The 25,815-nt window shown below is 75.3% G+C and carries 17 protein-coding genes and 1 other RNA gene; 11 read left to right on the top strand and 7 right to left on the bottom strand.

Going from position 1 to position 25,815, the window contains the following annotated elements; all coding sequences use genetic code 11:
- Nucleotides 1–15: 15 nt before the first annotated feature.
- Entirely contained in the window at nt 16–1,659 is a 1,644-nt protein-coding gene (locus tag ACZ4M8_RS05185) for a glycosyltransferase (RefSeq protein WP_467603486.1), read from the bottom strand.
- Nucleotides 1,660–1,932: 273 nt separating this feature from the next.
- On the bottom strand, nt 1,933–5,685 hold the full coding sequence (locus ACZ4M8_RS05180) for a bifunctional glycosyltransferase/CDP-glycerol:glycerophosphate glycerophosphotransferase (RefSeq protein WP_467603377.1): 3,753 nt from the start codon (nt 5,683–5,685) through the stop codon (nt 1,933–1,935).
- A gap of 446 nt (nt 5,686–6,131) precedes the next feature.
- Between ACZ4M8_RS05180 and ACZ4M8_RS05175 the strand changes: the two genes are divergently transcribed.
- The gene (locus ACZ4M8_RS05175) at nt 6,132–6,827 is read left to right on the top strand and encodes a class I SAM-dependent methyltransferase (protein ID WP_467603375.1); all 696 of its coding nucleotides are present in this window, start codon (nt 6,132–6,134) and stop codon (nt 6,825–6,827) included.
- Nucleotides 6,828–6,909: 82 nt separating this feature from the next.
- Here ACZ4M8_RS05175 and ACZ4M8_RS05170 read toward each other — a convergent pair whose 3' ends face one another.
- The gene (locus ACZ4M8_RS05170; RefSeq protein ID WP_467603374.1) at nt 6,910–7,851 is read right to left on the bottom strand and encodes a class I SAM-dependent methyltransferase; all 942 of its coding nucleotides are present in this window, start codon (nt 7,849–7,851) and stop codon (nt 6,910–6,912) included.
- 631 nt (nt 7,852–8,482) lie between these two features.
- A complete protein-coding gene (locus ACZ4M8_RS05165; RefSeq protein ID WP_467603483.1) occupies nt 8,483–11,740 on the bottom strand; it encodes an FtsK/SpoIIIE domain-containing protein in 3,258 nt (1,085 codons plus the stop codon).
- Nucleotides 11,741–12,253: 513 nt separating this feature from the next.
- Here ACZ4M8_RS05165 and ACZ4M8_RS05160 point away from each other — a divergent pair.
- The 4 genes from ACZ4M8_RS05160 to ACZ4M8_RS05145 all read left to right on the top strand — a co-directional run bounded on the left by ACZ4M8_RS05160 (nt 12,254) and on the right by ACZ4M8_RS05145 (nt 17,861).
- Nucleotides 12,254–13,927, top strand: coding sequence for a serine/threonine-protein kinase (locus tag ACZ4M8_RS05160; protein ID WP_467603372.1), 1,674 nt, complete (start codon nt 12,254–12,256; stop codon nt 13,925–13,927).
- A gap of 246 nt (nt 13,928–14,173) precedes the next feature.
- Nucleotides 14,174–15,481 carry a serine/threonine-protein kinase gene (locus tag ACZ4M8_RS05155; protein WP_467603370.1) on the top strand — a complete coding sequence of 436 codons (1,308 nt, stop codon included), beginning with the start codon at nt 14,174–14,176 and terminating at the stop codon, nt 15,479–15,481.
- Nucleotides 15,482–15,525: 44 nt separating this feature from the next.
- Nucleotides 15,526–16,644, top strand: a complete 1,119-nt coding sequence (gene prfB / locus ACZ4M8_RS05150) for a peptide chain release factor 2 (protein ID WP_467603369.1) — start codon at nt 15,526–15,528, stop codon at nt 16,642–16,644.
- A 356-nt stretch (nt 16,645–17,000) separates the two neighbouring features.
- The gene (locus ACZ4M8_RS05145) at nt 17,001–17,861 is read left to right on the top strand and encodes a hypothetical protein (protein WP_467603367.1); all 861 of its coding nucleotides are present in this window, start codon (nt 17,001–17,003) and stop codon (nt 17,859–17,861) included.
- 108 nt (nt 17,862–17,969) lie between these two features.
- Here ACZ4M8_RS05145 and ACZ4M8_RS05140 read toward each other — a convergent pair whose 3' ends face one another.
- Complete coding sequence (locus ACZ4M8_RS05140; RefSeq protein ID WP_467603366.1) at nt 17,970–18,158, bottom strand: hypothetical protein; 189 nt, start codon at nt 18,156–18,158, stop codon at nt 17,970–17,972.
- Between the two features lie 251 nt (nt 18,159–18,409).
- Between ACZ4M8_RS05140 and ftsE the strand changes: the two genes are divergently transcribed.
- From ftsE to ssrA, 5 genes are all read left to right on the top strand, one after another.
- Nucleotides 18,410–19,099: a cell division ATP-binding protein FtsE gene (gene ftsE, locus ACZ4M8_RS05135; protein WP_030287586.1), complete on the top strand. Its 690-nt coding sequence runs from the start codon at nt 18,410–18,412 to the stop codon at nt 19,097–19,099.
- Nucleotides 19,100–19,131: 32 nt separating this feature from the next.
- Nucleotides 19,132–20,043: a permease-like cell division protein FtsX gene (gene ftsX, locus ACZ4M8_RS05130; protein WP_399090242.1), complete on the top strand. Its 912-nt coding sequence runs from the start codon at nt 19,132–19,134 to the stop codon at nt 20,041–20,043.
- A gap of 78 nt (nt 20,044–20,121) precedes the next feature.
- Nucleotides 20,122–21,327 carry a S41 family peptidase gene (locus ACZ4M8_RS05125; protein ID WP_467603364.1) on the top strand — a complete coding sequence of 402 codons (1,206 nt, stop codon included), beginning with the start codon at nt 20,122–20,124 and terminating at the stop codon, nt 21,325–21,327.
- A gap of 18 nt (nt 21,328–21,345) precedes the next feature.
- On the top strand, nt 21,346–21,846 hold the full coding sequence (gene smpB, locus ACZ4M8_RS05120) for an SsrA-binding protein SmpB (protein WP_399090247.1): 501 nt from the start codon (nt 21,346–21,348) through the stop codon (nt 21,844–21,846).
- Nucleotides 21,847–22,015: 169 nt separating this feature from the next.
- Nucleotides 22,016–22,385: a transfer-messenger RNA gene (gene ssrA / locus ACZ4M8_RS05115) on the top strand.
- A gap of 32 nt (nt 22,386–22,417) precedes the next feature.
- Here ssrA and ACZ4M8_RS05110 read toward each other — a convergent pair.
- The gene (locus ACZ4M8_RS05110; RefSeq protein ID WP_467603363.1) at nt 22,418–23,710 is read right to left on the bottom strand and encodes an MFS transporter; all 1,293 of its coding nucleotides are present in this window, start codon (nt 23,708–23,710) and stop codon (nt 22,418–22,420) included.
- A 103-nt stretch (nt 23,711–23,813) separates the two neighbouring features.
- Here ACZ4M8_RS05110 and ACZ4M8_RS05105 point away from each other — a divergent pair, with 103 nt between their 5' ends.
- Entirely contained in the window at nt 23,814–24,794 is a 981-nt protein-coding gene (locus tag ACZ4M8_RS05105; RefSeq protein WP_467603361.1) for a LysR family transcriptional regulator, read from the top strand.
- A 118-nt stretch (nt 24,795–24,912) separates the two neighbouring features.
- Here ACZ4M8_RS05105 and ACZ4M8_RS05100 read toward each other — a convergent pair whose 3' ends face one another.
- Nucleotides 24,913–25,686 (bottom strand): GIDE domain-containing protein, encoded by a 774-nt coding sequence (locus ACZ4M8_RS05100; RefSeq protein ID WP_467603360.1) that lies wholly within the window; start codon nt 25,684–25,686, stop codon nt 24,913–24,915.
- Between the last annotated feature and the right edge of the window lie 129 nt (nt 25,687–25,815).

Here is a 25,815-nt window from a genome sequence, read left to right as displayed (position 1 = left end):
GAAGTCCGGGGGAGTTCAGCGGCGGCGCAGCCGGGCCGCCGCGATCCGCCACACGCTGCGCACCCCGGCCGCGAGCCGTACCGCCAGCGCCCCGCCGGTCGTCGCGTACGGCTGGACCAGCAGCACGGCGTGGCGGCGGCTGGGCAGCACCCGGCGGCGCAGCCCCGGGCCGGTCGCCCGCAGCGAGGCGCGGAAGCCGGTGCCGTCGGCGCACTGCACCCGCGTCATCAGGTCCCAGGCCACCGGACCGCCGTCGGGGGCCGGTCCGTGGTCGGCGAGGGCCGCGAGGTCCATGGCCACCTCGGCGGTCCAGGTCTCCGCGGGCCCCGGCGTCAGCGCGGCGGTCTGCACCGGGCCGCGCCGGTCGTCGGCGCGCCGCCGCCACTCGATGTCGACGGAGACCGGACCGGCTTCGGCGAGCCGTCCGTACATGTCGTGCACCCGCAGCCGGAGCGTCCCGCGGCGGCCGATGACCGGCTCCGCGTCGATGGTCACCGGCAGCCGGTGGGTGGGCTTGGAGTCCAGCGCGTCCAGTTCGACCTGCGGCAGCTCGGGCGACCAGACCGGCCGTCCGGCACCGTCCCGGGCGTACGGCGGCAGCAGCCGGCCGGGCCGGGCGGCCAGCTGCGTCAGCCGGTTCAGGTCGGCGGGCGGCTCGGGCGACGCCAGCACCACCCGGGCCAGCCAGCGGGCGGGCGCGCGGGCGGCCAGCAGCTCGGCCTCGTCGAAACCGTCCAGATAGGCGCGGGTCAGCCGCCACCACTCGGCGCGGTAGGCGGTGTCGCGGGTGTGCAGTTCGCGCAGGTACATCCGCAGGTCGTGGTCGAGGAACTTGGTCCGCGCGGCCCGCGCCAGCTCCGCGCGGCCGGAGTCGCGCAGGATCGCCACGCTGTCGCGGTGCGCCTCGATGCGTGCCTGCCAGTTGCTGACGGCCTTGCGGTCCAGGGAGATCGACTGGCGGGCGGCGGCGCGGCGGACGTGCCAGATGTAGACGCTGTCGGGGATCGTCACCAGCCGCGGCGCGGCGGCCAGGACCCGGGCGGTGAAGACGAAGTCCTCGTAGGTGAAGCGGCCCTCGGGGAAGGCGATGGCGTGTTCGGCCAGGAACGCCCGGTCGTAGAGCTTGTTGACGCACAGGGTGTCGCGCACCAGCTGGGGGCTGGCGCCCGGCGCGGTGTGCACGGCGCGGTCGCGGTAGAGCGCCGGCTGCCAGGGCACGTCGCGGCGGGCCGGCAGCTCCCGGCGGACGCAGGCGCCGGACGCGACCGGCGCGTCCTCGGCGAGGGCGGCGCGCAGCAGCGCCGGGGCGGCGCCCGGCGGCAGCACGTCGTCGCTGTCCAGGAACATCACGAAGCGGCCGGTGGCGGCGCGCAGCCCGTCGTTGCGGGGGGTGCCGCAGCCGCCGCTGTTCTCGGCGCGGTGCAGCACCCGCAGCCGCGGGTGCTCGCCGGCCAGGGCGTCCAGCGCGGCGCCGGTGCCGTCGGTGGAGGCGTCGTCCACCGCGATCACCTCGACGGCCGAGCCGTCCGCCTCCTGGGCCAGCGCGGAACGCACCGCCTCGGCGACGTGGGTGACGTCGTTGAAGGCGATGACGATGATGCTGATCTGCGCGGCCGGAGTGAGGATGGGCCCCGGCGATGGCTCTAGGGCTTCTTTCACAGTCACTACATCTACATTCCGTGTCGACGGCATCTCTTTGCGCGGCGGGCTCCGGTCTCCCCTGTCTCTGCTTCAGAGGGGGATTCCCGCCCTGCGGTTGCGCCCGCCGCCGTGGTTTTCCGTGTCATTGCCGTCCGTTAACGGATACGACATTCCGCGTTGGCAGGCACGTGGCCGCGGGCCACGCCGTTATCAGGTGTAACGACGCGGCCGCCGCCCGATGCCGATGTCCGCCGAACCTCCATCGGCCCGACCACCGCCGGACATCTGCGCTCACCGCAGCAGCACCTCCGCCACGCGCGCCGCGGCGGCCCCGTCGTCGCGGTGGCAGAACGTCTCCCGGAAACGCCGGTACGCCCCGGCGCTCTCCCGGACGACCGCGGGCAGATCGCGCAGCGCGTCGGTCAGCTCACCGGTGGAGGCCAGCCGCGGGCCCGGCGCCACCGCCTCGAAGTCGACGGTGAACCCGCGCAGCGTGTCGCGGTAGTACGGCAGGTCGGGGGTGAGGAAGAGCATCGGGCGGCCGGTGTCGGCGAAGTCGGCGGCGAGCGCCGAGTAGTCGGTGACCAGCACGTCCGCGGCGAGCAGCAGCTCGGTGGCGTCCGGGTAGCCGGTGACGTCGGTGGCGAAGGGCGCGTGGCGGGCCGGGAGCCGGTCGGCGACCAGCGGGTGCCCGCGGACCAGCAGCGCGTGGTCCTCGCCGAGCGCCCGCCGCGCCGCGTCCAGGTCCAGCGGCAGGTGCAGCCGGTGGTGGCGGCGGTCGTAGGCGAGGTGGCCGCGGACGGTCGGGGCGTACAGGACGACGGTGCGGCCGTCGTCGACGCCGAGCCGGGCGCGGACCGCGGCGGCGCGCGCGGCGCGGTCCGGGGCGAAGAACGCGTCGGTGCGCGGCAGCCCGCTCTCCAGCGGCTCCCCGGGGAAGCCGAGCGCCTCGCGCAGGACGGGCGTGCTGTGCGCGTTGGGCGACAGCAGCACGCTCCACTGACGGGCCGCCTCCGGATCCGACGGCCCGCGGCCGTCCGGCGCGTCCGCCCCGATCCGTTTCAGCGGGGTGCCGTGCCAGGTCTGGACGACGAGCTGACCCTGGCGGCGGCGGAAGAAGCCCGGCAGCGGGGTGTTGGCGACCACCCAGCGGCTGTGCGCCAGCGCGCCGTGCCACTCGGCGCTGCCCACGACGACGGCGCGCGCGGTCTCCGGTACGGCGGTCTGCCCGTCGCGTACCGCCCACAGATGCTCCGCGTCGGAGCCCCGGCGCACCAGTTCCTCGTGGACGGCGCGCGGCGAGTCGCCGTAGGCGCGGCCGCCGAAGCTGCTGTAGAGGACGGTGTCGCGCAGCGGCCGCCCGCGGTGCAGCGGGTAGTGCGTCTCGCGCAGCACCCGCCGCCGGTACGGCCCCCGGTCGGTGACCGGCAGCGTCGCCCCGGCGGCCAGGAACGCCTCGTCGTGGTCGCGCCGGTCGAGGGTGAACGGCTTGCCGCGGACCGCCCGGGAGGCGGGCAGTCCGTCGAGGACGGACGGCGCGAAGCGGACCGGGACGTCCGGCGCGGCCGGGCCGGCCGCCCGCAGCCGCAGCGCCCAGCGCCCGGCGGGCAGCGGCAGCCGTCCGCCGGGCGTGGGCAGCGCGGCCAGCGGCAGCGCGCAGTGGAACCGCTCGCCGTCGTGGGTGGTGGGGAAGGCCCACTCGGCGGCGTGCGCGGTGTGGGCGAGCACCAGCTCGGTGGCGGGCGGCGCGCCGGCGGGCAGCGTCCCGGCCAGTAGCAGGGTGCCGTCGATCCGCCACACCACGCGGTCCGCGTACGGCTGCGGGACCCGGTCGTGCACCACCAGATGCCCGGCGGCGGTTGCCGCGGCGACCAGTTGCCGCCCGCGCACCGGCGCCGGTGCGAGCGGCGCCAGCGCGGGCGAACAGGCGATGGGTGCGGTGGCCCCGCCGGGCAGGACGAGGTCGGCGGTCCAGGTGGTCGAGCGCGGAGTGGCGCTTCCGGGTGCGTCCCCGGTGACGCCGGGGGGCGCGGCACTTCCGGGTGCGCCGGGGCGGGGCGTCCCCGTGGCGCCGCCGGGGGACGTGCCGCTCCCGGCGTCCGGGGCGGGGCGGGCCGCCGCGAGCGCGTCGGGCCGGATCCGGACGGTGTGCCCGGGAGCCGGGCGGCGGGGCTTCCAGGGAGGCGGCGGGACGGGGTTCGGGGGCTCGGTCCGCCCACCGGACGCGGCCGCGGGCTCCTCGCGGGGTTCCGGCTCCTCGCCGTACGCGGATTTCCCGCCCTGCGCGGGCTTCCCGGCGTGCTCCGGCCCCCCTTCCCCGGCGTGCTCCGGCTCCTCCTCCGGCGGCGTCGCCGGGAACGACACCACCGCGCCGCTCTCCGTATCGGTCAGCCGCAGCGCGGTGGGGGCGGCGGCGCCGGGCGGGGCGGCGACGGTCAGGGACAGGGCGCCGCCGGTCGCCTCCCGGGCGGTCAGCCGGTACCCGATCCGCTCGACGGTCAGCCGCAGCAGGCCGTCCACGTACCGGGGCGTGACCCGTACGCCCTCCCCGGTGTCGTGGGTGCGCGGTGAGGTGCCGGAGCCGGACTCCGGCGGGCGCAGTCCGGCGGTGCGCACCACGCCCGCCGCGGTGCGGGTGACGGTCACCCGCCAGTCGCCTTCCGGCCACCGGCCGAGCCATCGCAGCCGCCGCGGATCGAGCACCGCCGTGAACCCCGACCAGTCGTAACAGTGCAGGTCCTGGCCGGATTCGGCGGTCGCCGCGGCCGACTCCGCGGGCCGCAGCGGCAGCACGATCCGGCGCCGGCCCTGCGACAGCGTCAACGTCCCCAGGTAGCTGTGCCGGTGCGGGGCGCCCAGGTTGCGGAGGTAGGCGTAGCCCCGCAGGAACAGCAGGTCGTCCCGCCAGAGGGCCTCCTGGAGGTGTGCCCGCAGGGGGAAGTCGTCGCGGCCCAGCCGGGTGACGGCGGACGGCAGCCGCAGCGGCGGATCCAGTGGCAGCGCGGCCCGGCGGCGCAGCGGCACCCCCGTCACCAGGAACGCCGTGGCCTGCCGCCGCTGGTACGCCAGCAACCGCAGCAGATCCTCCGGCCGCCCGGCCCGGACGAGGTACCAGCGCATCCGCGCCTGCACCGGCAGCGCGGCCAGCAGCCGCGGATCGACGCCGGCGAGGTAGGCGCGGGCGTGCTCCAAGAACGCGTCGAGCACCTCGGGACCGGCCCCGGGCACCGCCGCGACGAGGTCGTCCAGCCCCTCGGTGAGCTGCGCCCGGTCGTACTCCGCGCGGCAGGGCACCCCGCGGGTGCGCTCGGGGTCGGCCAGGAACTCCGCGGTCCGGCCGAGCGCCGCGAACCGCTCGGCGACCGCCCGTACGCCGAGCGGGGGCCGGTCCCCTTCGCCCGGTGTCCGCAGCCGGCAGACGGGGGCGCGCAGGACGTCCACGGCGTCGGCGAGGAAGTGGGCGGGCAGCGTCAGCGCCGCGTCGTCGCAGCTGGTGCCCTCGGGGAAGGCCAGGTGGTGGCGGTCCCAGAAGGCGCGCCGGAACACCTTGTTGCCCGCGGGGGTGTCCGACAGCAGCGTGCGGTCCTCGGCGATGTGGGTGCGCGACGCGCCGGTCCGGGCGGCCGGCTGCCGCACCGCGGGCCGCCCGTCCGCCCCGAGCAGCCGCACCCCGCCGGTCGCCAGATCCGCGCCGGACGCGTCGAGCAGTGCCGTCAGCTCCTCGTACGCGCGCGGCAACAGGACGTCGTCGGGCCCGGGGAAGGCGAGGTACGGCGTGTCCGGAAAGGCGTGCCGCGCTCCGGCGTTCCGGGCCGCTCCGGGGCCCGCCCCGGCGGCGCGGACCAGCCGGAAGCGCGGATCGCGGGCGGCGAAGCGGCGGGCCTGCGCGGCCCCCGGCCCGTCCGCTTCCGGCCCGCCGTCCACCATCACCACGTCCAGCGCGGCCGAGGTCTGCGCCGCGACCGACTCCAGGCACTCCTCGGTGTGCCGCGGGGGCCCTGCGGTGCGGTGCACCGGGACGACGACGGTGAGCCGTGGCTTCATACGCGCGACCAAGCCTTTCCGAACGGGGAACCCGGACGCCCCGGCCCCCGGAACCGGACGCTCCCGGGCCGAACGCCCGGACCGGAACCGGGGCGGGAACCTCCGGGGCGGGGAACTGAGGTGGACAACTCACCCGCCCCCGCCCCGGTCACCGCATCTGCGCTGAAAGGGTGAGGGGACGGAGCGGGACCGGGGGCCGGTGCGGGCTCGTCCGGGTGCGTCCCCCGACCGCGGTACGGCCCCGGGGACAGGGGGACCGGGGGCGTCGGCGCCGGGTCCGGCCCCGTCCCCCGCCTCCGCCTCGGCCTCCCCGGCACCCCCGTGCCGGGGAGCCGCGCCGGTCGGTCGGCGTGGTGTGCGTCGCGGCCCGGGGGGATGCCGTAGACCGGAGCCGATGCCGTAGCGGGCCCGGCCGGTCGCCGGGCCCCCAGGGAAAGGTGACCTCGATGCCCGGGATGTCCGGACGGACCGAAACCCCCGCCGCCCCCACCGCTCCCGCCGCCCGCCGCACACCGGCCTCCCGCCGTACCGCGGCCGCCCCGCCGGTCCGCACCGGCCCGCCGACGGGCGCGCAGGACCCGCCCCGGCCGCTGCTGCCCTGGCTGCGCCCGCCGCGTACGCCCTACCGCCGGGCGCTGCGCCGCATCGGGGCCGGGCGGGTGCTGGACATCGGCTGCGGCACCGGCGACACCCTGGCCGGTTGCGCGCCGGGCAGCGTCGGGATCGCCCACGACACGCACTCCGCCGAGATCTGCCGCGCCCGCGGCCTGACCGCGTACACCGCCGACGCCTTTCTGACCAGCGCCCACGCCCGGCCCGGCGGTTTCGACACCCTGCTGTCCGCGCAGGTCCTCCAGCACCTCGACGACGAACAGGTCGAGGGCCTGCTGCGGGCCTATCTGCCGTACGTGCGGCCGGGCGGCGGCGTCGTCCTGATCACTCCGCAGGAGGCCGGCCACCGCGGCGCCCCCGCCCCCGGCCGCTTCACCGACTTCCGCCTGCTGCGCGCCTACGCCGAATCCGCCGGCCTGTCGGTCCGCCGCACCTACTCCTGCCCGCTGCCCCGCCCCGCCGGGAAGGTCCTGGCCGCCAACGCGTTCGTGCTGGCCGCGCGGGTGCCGAGGGAGCGGCTGCCGGGCTGACCCCGGCACACGGCGCGCCCTGGGCCTGCCGGGGCGCGCCGCCGCCCGCGCGCGCCGGGCCGGTGCGGGTGCGCGCCGGGGTTCAGCGGCGTGCGGTACGCGCCCGCCGGGCCTCCACGAGCGCCCGGGTGACGGCCGGGGGCAGCCAGTCCGCCGCCAGTCGCCGCAGCGGTCCCCGCGCCGGACGCGCCGGGCGCCGCCCGCCGGCCCCCGGGACGTGCTCCGGCGCCCGCGCCGCCGCCCCGCCGGCCGGGCGGTGGCGGGAGACCGGATGCACCGGTTCCGTCGCGCCCTTGGCGCTGATCCGGATCAGCGGCGCGCCGTTGACCTGCTGCACCTCGTGCCAGATACCGTCCCGCCCGGCCAGCCACGCCAGCAGCGCGCTCCGCAGCGGCTCCGGGTCGCCCCAGGTGCCGTAGAACTTGGTGCCGGTGATGCACACCGGGTGCAGCCCCTCGTTGGTCACCGCCTGCCAGGTCGCCGCCGCCACCCCCGGGCAGTGCTCGGCGCGGAAGTCGTCCAGGACGACCACGCCGGCGGCGGTCAGCAGCTCCCGGACGGCCAGGATGTCGCCGTGGACGTGCTCGTAGAGATGTGAGGCGTCGATGTGGGCGAAGCGGACGCTGTCCGCCGGGACGTGCTCACGCACCCGGGAGCTGAGGCCCTGGACGATGTCCGGCAGTGTGTCGTGGAAGGCGAGGTAGTTGGCTTCGAAGGCGCGCCGGGTCAGCGTCGCGTAGGACTTCGCCATCTCCTTTGTGTTCGACGCGTCCTCGGCGGGCGAATCGAAGAGATCGCAGACGGTGAACCGTTCCCCCTCCCCGAGCCGCGCGCCCAGGAAGATCGCGCTCTTGCCCAGGTAGGCACCGAGTTCGAGCAGGTCACCGCGGTGCCCCGCGCTCGACTGGTAGGCCAGGAACCAGTCGAAGAGCAGTTGATCCGCGGTGAAGAACCACCCCTTGACCTCGGAGAGCCGGGTGGGGCGCGGCAGCGGTGCACGGGGGTCCGCGAGGGGAGCAGTCATGGCGGTCCGTCTCCAGACGGTCGGAATCCGACGGCTTTACGGCAGCGATCTGACGGCGCGCGACGTGCGGCACAGGACGTACGGCACAGGACGTACGGCACGCCCCCGAGCGCCCGCCACCTCGCACGGCGCCGTCATCGTAGGCGGCGAGAAGTGAACGGAAGGTGGCGAAAAACGGGTCGTACGGAACCGGAAGAGGAGAGGCGTGCGGTGCGGGAGGTGCGCGGACGACCGGCGGGGACCAGGGGGCGCCGCGCCTCCGCTCTCACCCCAACCCTCGGAGTGAAGGGGCGTTGGCGCTCAGTGGCCGGCCGCGATGTGCGTTCGTCGCCGGGTGGTGGTGCGCGAGCCCGGCGGTGGGCGGCCGTACGTGGCCCGGCGCGCGGGGGCCGGGCCGAGGCGGGAAGGGCGGGCCGGGTCCGCGGCGGCCCGGCCCGGACGGGAACCGCGGCCGGACCGCCACGACGGGCCCCGCCGGGCGAGGGCCGTTGCGTCCGGGACGGGCCGGAGGGCGGGGCACGCCCCGGTGCCGGACGGACGGGAGCCCGGCGGTCACGAGGGGCCGGAGTTCAGCAGCCCGCCCGGCCGGGCGCCCCCGCACGTACGCCGGGAGGCCCGGCGCCCCGCCCCCTCACACCAACGGCGGCCCCGCCACCGCCCCCGACGACTGGGCGGCGCGTTGCAGGGCGCTGGCCAGGAGGGCCAGGTCGGTCGGGCCGTTGCCCAGCTCGCGCAGGGGGCGGCGGGCCGGCGGGTCGCCCATCCGTTGCCATTCCAGGGGGACGGCCGTCGGGCGGAGGGTGGCCGTCCGCGGTATCCGGCCGGTCACCCGGCCCGCCTGGAACGGGGCCGACGAACCGTCGCGGGTGCGGTACAGCCGCCCCCGGCCCGGCGGGACCGGCTCCGCCGGATCGTCGCTCTCGCCCAGTACGGCCCGGAGCGCGGCCCGCTCGCCGGTGGCGGTCTCCGCGGTCCGCTCCGGATGGCCGGTCGCGGCGATCAGGTGGACGCCCAGCTCCGCGCCGCCCCGCGCCACCGCCTCCAGGGCCCGGACGACCGAACCCGCCGACGGGCGTCCCGTACTGCCCAGCGCGGGCGCGACCAGCGCGTCGAAGTCGTCGACCAGCACGAACAGCCGGGGCATCGGCGGCACGTCCGCCGCCTCCCCGGGGACGGAACCGGCGCCGCCCCGCGCGCGCAGCCGGAGCGTGCCCGTGGCCGACGGGTCCGGCTCGGCGGCGCCCTCGGGCGTGCGCCGCTGCGCGACGATCCGCGGCGCGGGCAGATGCTTCGCCCGCCACGCGGCGAACGGCGTCCCGCCCAGCACCTCCGCGCGCCGTTTCAGCTCCGACGACAACGCCTGCGCGAACTCCCGCATCCGTACCGGGTCCGACGCCGCCAGATACGTCGTGACGTGCGGCAGGTCGGTGCAGAGCCGCAGCCCCTCACCGCGCTCGCTGCCCCCGCCGTCCACCAGCACCAGCGACAGAAGGTCGGGGCGGTCGGCGGCGGCCAGCGAGGCGGCCAGCGACCGCAGCAGCTCCGTCTTGCCCGAGCCCGGCGCGCCTTCCAGCAGCAGCGGACCGCCGCCGTCGGCGGCGAGATCGGCGGCGAGCGGACCGCGCGGCCCGGCGCCCAGCACCGCCGCCGCCCCGGACGCGCCGCCGTCCAGCGCCGCCGCCCACCGGGCCATCAGCGACGCGGGGGTGGCGCGGGCCAGCCCCAACTCGTCCAGCAGCCGCGCGGAACCGGGCAGCGGGGCCGCCACCCGGGGCGCCGCCCGCCCGCCGTCCGCCGGCTCCGCCTCCCGCAGCGGCGCCAGCGCCCGCGCGCACCGCTCCGCCCACGCGCCGGAGACCGCGTCCAGCGTGGCGACCGTGCCGTTGGGCCCCGAACCGGGCTGGACCACCCGCAGCGCCGTCGCCACATCACCGCTGAGCACCGCGACCGCCCCGCACTCCCCGAACGCGGGCGACGCCACCCGGGCCGCCTCGTACGTCGCGGCCAGCGGGAACGCCGGGGACGCCGCGGGCGTCTCGGCCAGGCACAGCAGATGGACACCGGCCGCCGGACCCCCGGCCGCCAGCCGCGCCGCGGTCTCCCGCAGCGCCGACGAACCGAGATCCCCGTCGACCAGCACGACCGTGAACGGCCCCTGGTGCTGCGCCGCCGCCGCGGCGATCTCCGCCCGCTCGGCGCTCGCCCAGCCCGGCCCCAGCGGCCCGTCGTCCAGCCGCCGCACCAGCTCCGCGGTGCGCGCCGCGGCCTGCTCCCTGTCGTACGCCAGCAACAGCCGGCAGTCCTGGCCGTGGGCCGGGCGGACGTGCGGCAGCCAGCCCAGCCACGACCAGTCGGCGACCCGCTCCTCGGCGGGGCGCGCGCGGTCCGTGCTGAGCAGCACGATCTCCAGAGTGCCGGGGGAGTGCCAGGTGGCGAGCTGGGCGAGGACCGAACGGGCCAGCCCCGTCAGCCGCTCCCGCGGCCCGGCCAGCCCCAGGGAACCGGCCCGCCGCAACTCCACGGCCACCGGCTCCGCGACCCGGCCACCGGCGCGCGAGGCCGTCCCCAGGCGGACCGCCAGCGCGTCCGGATGCCCGCGGTCGCGCTCCCACAGCCGCGGCCCGGGGCCGAGCGCCGTCAGCAGCACCGCGGCGGCGTCCGGCCACCGCTCCGCCTCCGCCCCGGACGGCCCGGGAACCGGCGGCACCGGGGCGGCCGGGGCCTCGGCGCCCGCGAGCGCCTCCGGGGCGGCGGGCTCCTCCGGACCGTCCACCGGCCGCCCGCCCGCCAGCCGCCGCGCCCAGGCACCGATCCCGCCGCGCCGCCCGGACCGCCGCGCCGCCTCGTCCGGCGGGGCCAGCGACAGCTGCCCGCCGTGCGTCCCCGCCCCGGACGAGGTGGTGCCCGACGGCCCGAAGGCGTCCGGCGACGTGCCGTGCAGTGGGGTGTCCCGCCGCTGCCGGGAACGCTCCGGCCCGTCCGCCGCCGCGCCGTAGGGGTGGTGCACGCCGTACGCGTCGTAGTCGTACGCGGAGGTCGCCCCGGGGGCGTCGCCCGCCACGGCGGCGGGCGGCTCCGGCTCCGGACGACGGCTGCCCGGAACGAACGGCACCGGGCCGCCCGGGGCGCCGTGCCCGGACGCCGCAGTGCCCCGGCCGTACACCGTCGGAGCCGTGGCGCCCCCGGGGAGGGCGGGGCCCTGCCCGCCCGGGGCGGAACCGGCGGGCCCGGACGGCGCGCCCGGACGCAGCCGCAGATGGCCCTCGCCGTCCGGGGTCGTCGCCAGCGCCGGATCGGGGACGGCGGCCGGCGGCCGCAGCCGCAGCGCCGACTCACCGACGCGCAGCAGGGCGCCCGGGGCCAGCCGCGCGGGGCCCGCGGTGACCTCGGCGCCGTCCACGGTCGTGCCGTTGGTGGAGCGCAGATCGGCGACGAAGACGGAACCGTCCGGCTCGACCGTCACCGCGCAGTGCATCCGGGAGACGTCCGGATCGTCCAGCGGCACATCGGCGTCGGCGGACCGGCCCACCCGGATCTGACCGCCGTGCAGCAGATGGACCCCGCCCGCGTCCGGCCCGGAGACCACCCGCAGCCGCGCCGGGCCGTGCGGCAGACCGTGCGCGGGATCGGGCCCGGGGGACTGGAGGGAGAGGACCGCGCCGTCGATCAGCGGCGGCTCGCCGAGCGCCGCCCGCTGCGGGTCGAGCCGCTCGGCCCCGGCGTACAGCACGACCGGGCCGCCGGTGTCCGCTCCGGGCCCGGCGACCGCCGTCGCGAGCGAGGTGGCCACCGCCGCGAGCGCGGTCCCGGCGGGGGCCGTCACGAGCACGTCGCAGGCGCGCGCGGGGTGGCCGCCGCGCGGCCCCAGGACGGTCAGCCGGATCTGCATCGCCGTCAACGGTCCCTTCTGCCCGGGGAGTTCGGCGACGGGTCCGCTCAACCCCCCACCGCGCCCGAGCGCATCGGCTCGTACAAGTCCCACCAGCACGCCGCGGACGGGAACATCCACCACGGCATGTGTGCTGTGTGCATCCTCGCACCTGCCACCGACAACCCGTCCGCCGACCGGCGCCCGACGATCTTGCTCGGGGCCCGCGGTACGGCACACCACCGGCGAACGGCGGACCCCGGCCCCGCCCCGCCCGCCCGGTCCGGCCGAAAACCGCCCCCGCCGCGCCGCCCGCCCGTGGCGCGCCGCTCCCCCCGGCGCGGTCCCGGCTCCCCGCCGCGCAACCAACCGCGGGCACCTCGCGTCTTCCCACGGGCCACCACGGGTGACCGGCCCCACGGGCGACGCGGCAGCGCGACGGCGGCGGGAGCCCGCGGCACTACAGTGGGGCGACGGGCCGCGGACGACCCAGCGGACCGGCAACAGTTGATCACCGACCAGGGAGCGCATGACGTGCGGCCGGTAGGCAGCAAGTACCTGCTCGACGAGCCGCTGGGACGCGGCGCCACGGGCACCGTCTGGCGTGCGCGCATGGGGGTCCCCCCTGGCGCGCAGCCTGTCGGAGCTCCTTGGGGGCGGGAGACGGCGGGCGCCGAGGCGGCCGTCGCCGGTGAGCCCGGCGAGACGGTCGCGATCAAGGTCCTCAAGGAGGAGCTGGCGAACGACGCGGACGTGGTGATGCGCTTCCTGCGGGAGCGCTCCGTCCTGCTGCGCCTGACCCACCCCAACATCGTCCGCACCCGCGACCTCGTGGTCGAAGGCGATCTGCTGGCCCTGGTCATGGACCTCGTCGACGGCCCCGACCTGCACCGTTACCTCCGGGACAACGGCCCGCTCAGCCCGGTGGCCGCCTCCCTGCTCACCGCGCAGATCGCCGACGCCCTCGCCGCCAGCCACGCCGACGGCGTCGTCCACCGCGACCTCAAGCCCGCCAACGTCCTGCTCTCCGGGGCCGACGGCGACGGCGAGATGCATCCGATGCTGACCGACTTCGGCATCGCCCGCCTCGCCGACTCCCCGGGCCTGACCCGCACCCACGAGTTCGTCGGCACCCCCGCCTACGTCGCCCCGGAGTCCGCCGAGGGCCGCCCGCAGACCTCCGCCGTCGACATCTACGGCGCCGGGATCCTGCTGTACGAGCTGGTCACCGGCCGTCCGCCGTTCGCCGGCTCGACCGCCCTGGAGGTGCTCCACCGCCACCTCAGCGAGGAGCCGCAGCGCCCCGGGTCCGTCCCCGAGCCCCTCTGGACGGTCATCGAGCGGTGTCTGCGCAAGCGCCCCGAGGAGCGGCCGAGCGCCGAGAACCTCGCCCGCGCGCTGCGCACCGTCGCCGCCGGTGTCGGCGTCCACGCCACCCCGCAGCAGGCCGAGGCGGCGCTCGGCGTCGCCGCGCTGCTCGCCCCCGACCCGTCCCCGGCGCAGGTCCCCGGCACCGAGGGCGGCAGCGGTGACGCCGAGCCGACCCAGGTGCTGCCCACCGGCTCCGCCGTCGACCCGGCCGCCGCCACCAGCGTGTTGCCCGCCACCGGCGCCCCCGCCGGGCCCGCCCCGACCCGCGCCATGCCGCCCGTACCGCCGATGCCGGGCGGCCCGCCCGCGGACGGACCCCAGGAGCCCGAGGGGCCGCACCCCTGGGAGTCCCAGATGCGGGCCGCGCGCGACCGCAACGACCAGACGCAGGTCCAGTACCTCGACCCGGCCGAGGACCCGCTGCGCCGCCGCCCGCAGCGCCGCCCGGCCCCGCAGCAGCAGCCGCCGCAGCCCCAGCAGCCGTACGGACAGCCGGCGCCGGTGCCGTACGCCCAGCAGCAGCCCCCGCAGCAGCAGCGTCCCCAACAACAGCGCCCCCCGCAGCGCCGCCAGGAGCCGCCGCCGCAGCGCTACGAACCGGAGCGCCCCCCGGCCCGCGAGCCCCGGGAGCCGCGCCGCCGCAGCGCCAACCCGATGCGGATCCCGGGCCTCGGCTGCCTCAAGGGCTGCCTGTTCACGCTGGTGATCCTCGTCGTGGCCGGCTGGCTGATCTGGCAGATGATCCCGCAGGAGTGGATCGGCACCACCCAGAGCTTCTTCGACTGGATCGGCTCGACCTACCGCGACGTCAAGCACTTCATCAACAACCTCGGCTAGCGGCGGCAGCCGTCGGCGGACCGCGTGCCCCGGGTGACACACCCGGGGCACCGTGCTGTCCGGGGCAGCTCTCCCGGACGCCACACCCCGGTCGGCCAGTGGATTTATCGACTTCCGGCGGTGATTTCTCCCCCAGAACGGAAGGTTGCCGCCGTCCCGGGCACGGAACGCCCCGCCGTCCGCGTAGCTTTGACGTCAACCTCAGCCCCCGCAGGACGCTCGGGGGCCCGACACGTCGGAGCAGTCTTGGCACGGAAGATCGGCAGCCGGTACACCGCCCACCAGATCCTGGGGCGCGGCAGTGCGGGCACGGTATGGCTGGGCGAGGGCCCCGACGGGGCCGTGGCCATCAAGCTGTTGCGTGAGGACCTCGCCTCCGACCAGGAGCTGGTCGGCCGCTTCGTCCAGGAGCGGACGGCGCTGCTGAGCCTGGACCACCCGAGGGTCGTCGGCGTACGCGACCTGGTCGTCGACGGCAACGACCTGGCCCTGGTCATGGACCTGGTCCGCGGCACCGACCTGCGCACCCGCCTGGAGCGCGAACGGCGGCTGGCCCCGGAGGCGGCCGTCGCCATCGCCGCCGACGTCGCGGACGCGCTCGCCGCCGCGCACGCCGCCCGGATCGTCCACCGCGACGTCAAGCCGGAGAACATCCTCCTGGACATGCAGGGCCCCCTCGGCCCCGGTGGCGCGCACCCCGCCCTCCTCACCGACTTCGGCATCGCCCGCCTCGTCGACTCCCCGCGCCGCCTGCCCCAGCCCGCGTCCGGCTCCGGCCCCGCCACCCTCCGCTCGGCCAAGGTCATCGGCACCCCCGACTACCTCGCCCCCGAGATCATCGAGGGCCTCCCGCCGCGCGCCTCCGTCGACGTCTACGCGCTGGCCACCGTCCTGTACGAGCTGCTCGCCGGGTTCACGCCGTTCGGCGGCGGCCACCCCGGAGCCGTGCTGCGCCGCCATGTCACCGAGCGGGTGGCGCCGCTGCCCGGTATCCCGGACGAGCTGTGGCAGCTGCTCCTCCAGTGCCTCGCCAAGGCGCCCGCCTCCCGGCTGCGCGCCCCCGAGCTGGCCGCCCGCCTGCGCGAACTGCTTCCCGGGCTGGCCGGTATGCCGCCCCTCGACATCGACGAGCCGGACGACGAGGAGGGCCCGGACGGCGTCGCCGAGGACGAGCCCGCCCCCCGGAGCGCCGACGCCGGTACGGCCACGGCGGGTGAGGCCACCCCGGCGCGCGGCTCCGTGGCGCTCGTCCAGGGCGCGGCCCCCGACTCGAACCGCGAGACGCACACCAGCATGCGGGTCCCCGGCCCGGACGAACTGGCCGGCGGCGCGCACGGCACCGCCCGCGCCCCCCGCGCGCCGGGCGAGCGCCGCGCGGGGTCGGCCCGTCACCGCTCGTCACCGGAGGCGGTGCGCCGCCGCCGCGTCCGGCTCGGCGCCGCGGCCGTCGCCCTGCTCGCCGCGGTGGGCCTGGGCACCTGGCTGACCTCGGGCGACGGCGATACGGGAGACGCGGGCCCCGGCATCGAACAGTCCGGTCCGGCGGCGCCCTGACGGGGCCGGGGCACACTGTCGGCGTCAGCCGTTAGGCTGGGTGCGTGGCAGTCGTCGATGTTTCCGAAGAGCTGAAGTCCCTCTCCTCGACCATGGGGTCGATCGAGGCCGTCCTGGACCTCGACAGGATGCGGGCCGATATCGCCGTGCTCGAGGAGCAGGCCGCGGCCCCGTCCCTGTGGGACGACCCGGAGAGCGCCCAGAAGATCACCAGCCGCCTCTCGTACCTCCAGGGCCAGCTGCGCCGCGCCGAGGAGCTGCGCGGCCGCGTCGACGACCTGGAGGTCCTCTTCGAGCTGGCCGAGGACGAGGGCGACGAGGACACCCGCGCCGAGGCCGAGAGCGAGCTGGCCGCCGTCCGCAAGGCGGTCGACGAGCTGGAGGTCCGTACCCTCCTCTCCGGCGAGTACGACTCCCGCGAGGCGGTCGTCAACATCCGCGCCGAGGCCGGTGGCGTCGACGCCGCCGACTTCGCCGAGAAGCTCCAGCGGATGTACCTCCGCTGGGCCGAGCGCCACGGCTACAAGACCGAGCTGTACGAGACGTCGTACGCCGAAGAGGCCGGCATCAAGTCGACCACCTTCGCCGTGAACGTCCCGTACGCCTACGGCACCCTCTCGGTCGAGCAGGGCACCCACCGCCTGGTGCGCATCTCGCCCTTCGACAACCAGGGCCGCCGCCAGACGTCGTTCGCCGGCGTCGAGGTGCTCCCGGTCGTCGAGCAGACCGACCACATCGAGATCGACGAGTCCGAGCTGCGGGTCGACGTCTACCGCTCCTCCGGCCCCGGCGGCCAGGGCGTCAACACCACGGACTCCGCGGTCCGCCTGACGCACATCCCCACCGGCATCGTCGTCTCCTGCCAGAACGAGCGCTCGCAGATCCAGAACAAGGCGACCGCGATGAACGTCCTCCAGGCCAAGCTCCTCGAGCGCCGCCGCCAGGAGGAGCAGGCGAAGATGGACGCGCTCAAGGGCGACGGCGGCAACTCCTGGGGCAACCAGATGCGTTCCTACGTCCTGCACCCGTACCAGATGGTCAAGGACCTGCGGACGGAGTTCGAGGTCGGTAACCCCACGGCCGTCCTCGACGGCGACATCGACGGCTTCCTGGAGGCGGGCATCCGCTGGCGCAAGCAGCAGGAGCAGGGCGCGGGGGAGTAGTTCCCCCGGCGCACGGCCCGGCGGCCTGTCCGCTTCCTCCCGTTCGCACCTTTCTGACGTAGAAACAACTGCTCCTCCCCGGAGGGCAGTTGTTTTTGCTTTCGGCGGTTAGGTCACAGTCGTACGTCCATGTAACGCCCAATTCCTACTCTTTCGGACGTCGGGACTTTATTCGACCTTGACGTTGCGGGGAGAACTGGGAAGGCTGTGCGCGGCATGCGTCTGTCCGGGGTGCGCGTGTGAACGGGGAGATGAGGGGCCCGCCCGAGAGCGGCGCCAGGACTCGTGTACACCCCGGTCCACACCCCCGTACGGCATGCTCCATGACGAGTTCAGCTACTGGGGGTAGCAGACATATGACCAAGAAGACGCGGCTGCGCGTGGCGCGCATTGCGGCCGGTGCGGTGATCGCGGCCGGTGCGTCGCTCACCGCGGCCGGCGCGGCCTCCGCGGCGACGCCTCAGTCCAGCAGCAGCGAGTGCGGCCTGCTGGACCTGTTCTGCCACGACGACGACGGCGGCACCACCGGCGGCGACGACAACGGCGGCACCACCGGCGGTGAGGACGGCGGCCAGGACGACGGCGGCTCCATCGCGGGCACCGACGGTGGCAGCTCCATCGCCGGTACCGACGGTGGCAGCGACGACGGCGGCGACGACGGCGGCTGGATCGGCGGCAGCGACGACGGCGGTTCCACCGACGGCGGTAGCACCGACGGCGGCTCGACCGACGGCGGCTCCACGGACGGTGGCAGCACCGACGGTGGCTCGACCGACGGTGGCTCCACGGACGGCGGCTCCACCGACGGTGGCCAGGACAACGGCGGCACCGACGGCGGTCACGGCAACGGTGGCAACACCGGTGGCCACGGCAACGGCGGTAACACCGGCGGTCACGGCGACGGCGGTAACACCGGCGGTCACGGCGACGGCGGTTCCACCGGCGGCCACGGCACCGGCGGCTCCACCGGCGACGGCACCGGCACCGACAACGCCGGCAGCAAGCCGATCGAGCAGCCGGGCCAGGCCAACGAGCAGATCGGGGACACCCCCGGCCCGGCCAAGCAGCAGCCCAAGGGCGGCGAGCTGGCCGAGACCGGTGCCTCCGGCACGACCTTCCTGCTCGTGGGCGCCGCGACGATGATCGCCGGTGGTATCGGCTTCCGCCTGATGCCCCGCCTGATCAACAAGAACGGCGGTGGCGCGGCCGCGGCCTGACGCCGACCCGTCGCACCACGACCGAGGGCCCGCAGCGCACCCGCGCTCCGGGCCCTCGGGCCGTACCGGACACCTCACCCGCTGTCACCGCGCGGGCGCGCCGCCGGCTCAGACGGCCTGCTGCAGCAGCAGCGCCACCGCGACGACGGCCACCAGCAGCGCCACCAGCAAGGCCGGGTTGACCTGGGCGAACGGGCTCTGCTGCTGGAGCCGCTCCCGGCTGGCGCGGCACACGGGGCAGCGGCCCTCGTTCACAGGGGCCGCGCAGTTGGCGCACACCAATCGGTCGTACGTCATGCGACCTCCTTCTCCTCCGCCCCCAACGTTCAGGGGGACGTGAGTGTTCCTCTACCACTGTGCCAGCTCGGTCACGGAACGGCGCGTCCCGCCGGAATGGACTGGTTTTGTCCCGTGGACGCCGTGAGCAAACGCACCAACCAGGACCACCGGCTACGTCGCCGTGTGAGGTTCGCGTAGGGTCACGCACACCGACGGGAGCCGCAACCCGGCAACCCGTGTCCCTATCCAGGTCGACCGTGGTGTCTTAAGTGATCCGATTCGACAACGTCTCCAAGACTTACCCGAAGCAGAACCGCCCCGCCCTCAGGGATGTGTCCCTGGAGATCGAGCGCGGCGAGTTCGTCTTCCTGGTGGGCTCCTCGGGCTCCGGTAAGTCCACCTTCCTGCGACTGCTGCTGCGCGAGGAGCGCGCCAGCCACGGTGCCGTGCACGTCCTGGGGAAGGACCTCGCGAAGCTGTCCAACTGGAAGGTGCCGCAGATGCGCCGCCAGTTGGGCACCGTCTTCCAGGATTTCCGGCTCCTCCCCAACAAAACGGTGGGCCAGAACGTCGCGTTCGCCCTCGAAGTCATCGGCAAACCGCGCGGCCAGATCCGCAAGACGGTCCCCGAGGTCCTCGAACTCGTCGGTCTCGGCGGCAAGGAGGACCGGATGCCGGGTGAGCTCTCCGGTGGTGAGCAGCAGCGCGTCGCCATCGCGCGCGCCTTCGTCAACCGCCCCATGCTCCTCATCGCGGACGAGCCGACCGGCAACCTCGACCCGCAGACCTCCGTCGGCATCATGAAGCTGCTGGACCGGATCAACAGGACCGGTACGACGGTGGTCATGGCCACCCACGACCAGCAGATCGTCGACCAGATGCGCAAGCGGGTCATGGAACTCGAAAAGGGCCGCCTCGTCCGCGACCAGTCGCGCGGTGTGTACGGCTACCAGCACTAAGCGTGTACGGCCCCCAGTACTGAAAGGACGCCATGCGCGCCCAGTTCGTCCTGTCGGAGATCGGCGTCGGTCTCCGCCGAAACCTCACGATGACCTTCGCCGTCATCGTCTCCGTAGCCCTCTCGCTCGGCCTGTTCGGCGCCTCGCTGCTGATGAGCGACCAGGTCGACACCATGAAGGGCTACTGGTACGACAAGGTCAACGTCTCCATCTTCTTCTGCAACAAGAACGACACCTCCGGCGCCAACTGCGCCAAGGGCGCCGCGACCGAGCAGCAGAAGGCGGAGATCAAAGCGGACCTGGAGCGGCTGCCGATCGTGCAGAAGCCGGTCCTGTTCGAGTCCAGCGACCAGGCGTACAAGCACTACAAGGAGCAGTTCGGCGACACGCCCGTCGCCGGTCTGGTCACGCCCGACCAGCTGCCGGAGTCCTTCCGGGTCAAGCTGAAGGACCCGACGAAGTACGAGGTCATCAAGTCGGCGTTCTCCGAGCGGCCCGGTGTCCAGGAGGTCCAGGACCAACGTGACACCGTCGAGCCGCTGTTCAACCTCCTCGACGGAATGCGGATCGCGGCGCTCTGCGTCATGGGCCTGATGCTGGTCGTGGCGCTGCTGCTGATCGTCAACACCGTCCGGGTGTCGGCGTTCAGCCGCCGCCGGGAGACCGGCATCATGCGGCTGGTCGGCGCGTCCAGCTTCTACATCCAGATGCCGTTCATCATGGAGGCGGCGATCGCGGGGCTGATCGGTGCCGCGTTCGCCTGCGTGCTGATCGTCGGCGGCAAGTACGCCCTGATCAACAACTGGCTGGCGGAGAAGATCAAGGTCGTCGACTTCATCGGGTGGGATTCGGTCGTTTCGGTGCTGCCGCTGATCCTCCTCATCGGTCTGGTGATGCCCGCCTTCGCCGCGTTCTTCGCCTTGCGCAAGTACCTCAAGGTGTGACATCCGCCAACCGCTGACACCAGGCGCCGTACGGTCAACTCACCGTGCGGCGCCTTTGTCTCGCCTAGACTCACCGCCATGTCCGGCCCGTGTCTGTTCGTCAGATCCCGCCGTATCCGCCGCGGGGCGGTGCCGGCGTTGACGCTCGCCGCCGTGCTGGCGACCGGCGCCGCGGTGGGCAGCTGGCACTCCGGCCGCACCCCGCACCCCCGCCCCGCTCCGTCCGCCGCGCAGGGGAGCCGTACGGCTGACCGGGCGGCGGTCGAGAAGGCGGCGGCGGAGGCGATGGCCGCCGGGAAGTCCGGGGCGCAGGCGGCGGCCGAGGTGGTCAGCCGCAGCGGGGACCGCTGGTCGACGATCTACACCGCCGGTGAGTTCGAGGACTTCCAGCGGCAGCTCGACGGGGACTACGTCGGCGTCGGGCTCTGGCTGCGGCAGGTGCGCGGCGGCCGGATGGAGGTCTCGCGGGTGCAGTCCGGCGGGCCCGCGGCCCGCGCCGGGACGGCCCGGGGAGATCAGCTGACGGCGATCGACGGACGGCCGGTCCGGGGCCGCCCGGTCACCGAGGTCGTCGCGATGCTCCGCGGTGACGGTGACGGCCGGGGCGGTGCCGAGGCCGGGCGGGGCCGGGCCGGTACGCCGGTGAAGCTGACGCTGCGGCGCGGCACCCGGAAGTGGAGCACCACCGTCCGCCGCGCCCGGCTGCGCAGCCAGGACGTCACCACCGACCGCCCGGCCGGGGCGTCGGGCCCGGTGCGGATCAGGGCCGAGGCGTTCACCAAGGGCAGCGGCGCGGCGATCCGGGACGCGGTGCGCGCCGCGCCGCCCGGTGCCGGTCTCCTGCTGGACCTGCGCGGCAACACCGGCGGTCTGGTCGACGAGGCCACCACCGCCGCCTCCGCGTTCCTGGACGGCGGGCTGGTCGCCACGTACGACGTGCACGGCCGGCAGCGGGCGCTGTACGCGGGTGGCGGCGGGAACACCCGGACGCCGCTGGTGGTGCTGGTCGACGGCGGCACGATGAGCGCCGCCGAGCTGCTGGCCGGGGCGCTCCAGGACCGGGGCCGGGCGGTGGTCGTCGGCTCGCCGACCTTCGGGAAGGGGTCGGTGCAGATGCCCAGCACGCTGCCGGACGGGTCGGTCGCGGAGCTGACCGTCGGCCATTACCGCACCCCGGCGGGGCGGACGGTCGACGGGCACGGGATCACCCCGGACCTCACCGCCGAGGACGGCGCGACCGCGCGGGCGGTCACGGTATTGAGTGGCCTCGGCACGGGGGCGTAGTGCGAAAATGGCCGCACTATGGCTAAGCAAAAGGGCAAGGACAAGGATCCCGGGCGCAAGCTCGTCGCACAGCACAAGAAAGCGCGCCACGATTACCACATTCTGGACACGTATGAGTGCGGTCTGGTGCTCAGCGGCACCGAGGTGAAGTCGCTGCGGCAAGGCCGTGCCTCGCTCGTCGACGGTTTCGTCCACATCGACGGCAACGAGGCGTGGCTGCACAACGTGCACATTCCCGAATACGCACAGGGCACCTGGACCAACCACGCGGCCCGCCGGAAGCGGAAGCTGCTGATGCACCGCGCGGAGATCGACAAGCTGGAGATGAAGAGCCAGGAATCCGGTCATACGGTCGTGCCGCTGGCGCTCTACTTCAACAAGGACGGCCGGGCGAAGGTCGAGATCGCGCTCGCCAAGGGCAAGAAGGAGTACGACAAGCGGCAGACCCTCCGAGAGCAGCAGGACCGCCGTGAGGCGGAGCGCGCGGTCTCCGCCGCACGCCGTCGCCAGCGCGGTTGACGCGGCGATGGACGCACCGGGCCGGCCACCCGCCGCCGGCCCCGGAATACGCTGGCACCGTCGCGCGTTGTTCACGTACGATGGCTACGCACCCCAGCGAGGGTGTGCGGTCCCGTGACCGTTGTCCGGCTCTGCCGGGCCGGGCGCGGTGCTTTTGAAAAAACAACATGGGGATGATCGGTTTCGACAGCGGATGTCGAAGCAGGGGAAGCGAGTCGAGGAAGCGGCAATGATCTCGTTAACCATATGTCGCAACCAATAATCGCCAACACCAAGCGCGATTCCTTCGCCCTCGCTGCCTAAGTAGCGACCTGCGAAGTGTCAGCCCGGGGCTGTTCCCGACCCGGATCCTGGCATCAGCTAGGGAACTAAACTTCTGATCCCGGTCACGGGGTTCAGAAGGAAATCAAACAGTGACTGAGCCCGTCGGAGACTTGTCCGCGTGATCTCCGGGGCCGAGAAAATCGCAGCGGACTGCACTCGGAGAAGCCCTGATTCCGCACCGTTGGACGCGGGTTCGATTCCCGCCATCTCCACAATTCCCATGTGAGGCCCAGGCCCCGGATGTCCGTCAGGACGCCGGGGCCTGAGTCGTTTCCGCGGGCGCCCGAGCCGGGGCCGGGCGGCGCGTCGTCGCCAGTGCCACCGCGAGGGCGAGGGCCGCCGCCGCGACGGGGACGGCGTACGGGCCCGCGGCGCCGGGCGGCAGCGCGTCCACGGTGCGGCCGCCGGCCGCCGAACCGGCCGCGATGCCGGTCAGCAGCGCCGTCACCGCCAGCGTCATCCCCTCGTTCAGCCGCTCCGGGGGCGTGCGGGCCGTCAGCAGCGCCATTCCGGCGATCATGGCGGGGGCGGTGGCCATCCCGGCGACGAGGAGCGCCGCGGCGACGAGCGGCAGCCGGCCGGTGGCGGCGGCGAGCGGTACGGCCGTCAGCAGCGCGGCCATCGCGGCAAGTGCGGCGACCAGGCGCCGGTGCGGCCTCCCGGCGGGTGGCCGCAGTCCGCACAGCAGACCCGCGGCACAGGAGCCGGCCGCCTGGAGTGCGAGCATCGCCCCGGCAGCGGACCGGGCGCCGTGCCCGTCGGCGTACGCGACGGTGATCACCTCCAGGGAGCCGAAGACCGCGCCGGTGGCGGTGAAGACGGCCAGCAGCGGGGGCAGGCCCGGGGTGCGGAGCGGGGAGCGGGTGCGGCGGGTGGCCGCGGTGACGGGTGGTTCGGTGCGGCGCTGGGTGGCGAGGAGCAGGACGCCGGTGAGCAGCAGGGCCGCGGCGACGGTGGTGCCGGCCTCGGGGAAGACCGTGGTGCACAGCAGGGTGGCCAGCAACGGGCCGAGGAGGAAGCAGAGTTCGTCCGCGGCCTGTTCGAAGGAGTGGGCGGTGTGGCGGGCGGCCGGGTCGTCGCGGAGCAGATACGCCCAGCGGGCGCGGGCCATCCCGCCGGTGTTGGGGGTGGTGGCGGTCGCCGCGGCGCAGAGGAAGAGCGTCCAGGCGGGGGCGGCGCCGCGGACGCACAGCACCAGGGCGAGGGAGCCGGTGACGGCGAGGGCGGTGGCCGGGACGGCGACGCGGGCCTGGCCGTACCGGTCGACGAGCCGCGCCGTCCAGGGGCCGACGACCGCGGTGGCGGCGAGGGCGGTGGCGGTGACCGCTCCGGCCAGCGCGTACGAGCCGTGGATGCGGGCGATCATCAGCAGCGCGCTGACGTTCAGCATGCCCATCGGCAGTCGCGCCAGCAGCCCGGCGGCGGTGAACGCGCGGGTGCCGGGCCGGGCGAAGAGCCGGGCGTACGGGGCGAGGGTGGAGGGGCGGCGGGTGCGCGGGGGGCGGGCGGTGACCGGGCGGGCGGCGAGGAAGAGGATCACACCTTCACCGTGGCCCCGGGCGGCGCGGTGCGTCCAACACCTGTCAACGCGTCATTCACGCAACGCTGTTGTGAGTCCCGGGCCCGGCTGGAACGCTGGCGGGATGCCCCGCGATATCGACCCCCGGTTGCTGCGCGCGTTCACCGCCGTCGCCGAAGAGCTCCACTTCACCCGTGCCGCGGCCCGGCTCTACGTCGCCCAGCAAGCGCTCAGCCGGGATGTGCGGCGACTGGAGCGGGAGGTGGGGGCGAGCCTGTTCGTCCGGACGACGCGGCGGGTGGTGCTGACGGCGGACGGTGCGCGGCTGCTGCCGTACGCGCTCCGGGTGCTGGCGGCGCACGACGCGCTGGCCGACGCGTTCCGGGCGGACGCCGGGCGGCCGCTGCTGGTCGATGTCGGGGCGCAGGCCGGTACCGGGCACCGGGTGCTGGAGGCGGCCCGTGAGCGGCTGCCGGACAGCTGTGAGCTGGTGGCGCGGTTCCACGGCGGGCTGGCGGGCGCGGCGGAGGAGATCGCGGCCGGGCGGCTGGACGTCTCGTTCGGCCGGTACGCCGGTCTCGCGCCCGGGGCGCGGGCCGGGCTGGCGCAGCAGCCGGTGCGGCTGGAGCCGATGGCGGTGTTGCTGGACGCGGGGCATCCGCTGGCCGGGCGGGCGGGGGTGCCGCTCGCCGCGCTGGCCGGGGAGACGCTGTACGCGGCCGCCGGCAATCCGCGGACGACGGAGTGGACGGACCTGGCGGCGCGGCTCTTCGCGGGGCGGGGCGTGGCCATGGCCGCGCCGTTCCCGGAGATCGACGGGGAGCGGGAGTTCGCCCGGACGGTACGGAAACGGGGCTGGTCGGTGCTGGCGAGCACGGAGTTCATCGAGGTGCCCGGGATGGTGCTGCGCCCACTGGTGGAACCGGTTCCGCTGTCACCGGTGAGCATGGTGTGGCGCCGGGGGCTGCGCCATCCCGGCCTCGACGCCCTGCGCGCCGCCGCCCGCGAGCTGGCCTGTGAGGGCGGTTGGCTGACGGTCCCCGAGGGGCCGGTGTGGCTCCCGGAGGGGGACGCGGCGGTGATGGGGGTCGAGGCGGGGGAGTGACGGCGGGGCCGCCGCGGAGCGGGACGGCTGTGGAAGGCGCGCCGCCGGGCGGTGCGGGAAGGGCGGGCGGGCGCCCCGGTGGTCCCGGGCGCCCGCGCCGTTCGCTCCCCGGGGGCGGCTACAGCGCGTACGCCAGGGCGAGCAGGAGCGCGCCGACGGGGGTGCAGAACATGGTCAGGACGCGGAAGACGAGGGACTTGCGGCGTTCGGTGGCGAGGAGGTCCTGCTCGGACATGGCGGCCATCAGGAAGGGGCTGCCGTCCTTGGGGGCGGAGACCGTCAGCGTGCCGCCCTCGTCGTCGCGGGCCTCGCGGCGTACGTAGCAGCGGGTGCCGGGGGCGACCGTCCACTCCTCCTGCTGGAAGCCGAGGGTGCGTTCGTTGCGGGTGATGCCGGGGATGTCGAGGAGGCCGAGGGGTTTGTCGTGGCCGGGCCGGTAGACCTCGAACCGGTCGTGGGTCTTCGCGGCGTGCTCGATGACCTGGTCCCCGGGCAGGACGGTGGTGCGGCCCGAGGCGTCCTCGACGAGGAACGGGGTGGGGCTGAGGAAGTCGGAGACCACCTCGGTGCGCCGCCGCCGCTGGTTGGGCCGGCTGCCGCGGGTTTCGAACTTGCGGGTGACGCGGGTGCGGTACCAGACGCACTCGGTCTTGTTCAGCTCCGAGGTCAGCGGTCCGGCGCCGGACGGGCGGACGACCCCGGCGACCTCGGTGAGCTGCCGGAACGCGCCCGGCCCGACCGCGTCGAGCGCCGCCCGGTGCAGCTGCGACAGCTCCTGCGACGACAGCGTCTCGGTGGTGATCATCGTGCGGACGCGTTTCTTCGCCCGCAGCATCTGGAAGGCGCTCACCACGCCGATACCGACGAGCAGGATCCCCAGGAACGGAATCACGCGTCCTCCTGAACTCTCACGACGTAGGGCCGGACTCTTCCGGCGGCCGGTGGTGGCCGGTGGCGGGCGGACCGGGGTGGATCTCTCCCGGAGCCCTTACGGGGTGGCCGCCGTCCCGTACGGGGCTGC

It is taken from the genome of Streptomyces sp. NPDC027185 (genome assembly GCF_055567035.1).
Note: the sequence above shows the minus strand (reverse complement) of the source record. Positions and strands in the feature narration are given on the sequence as shown.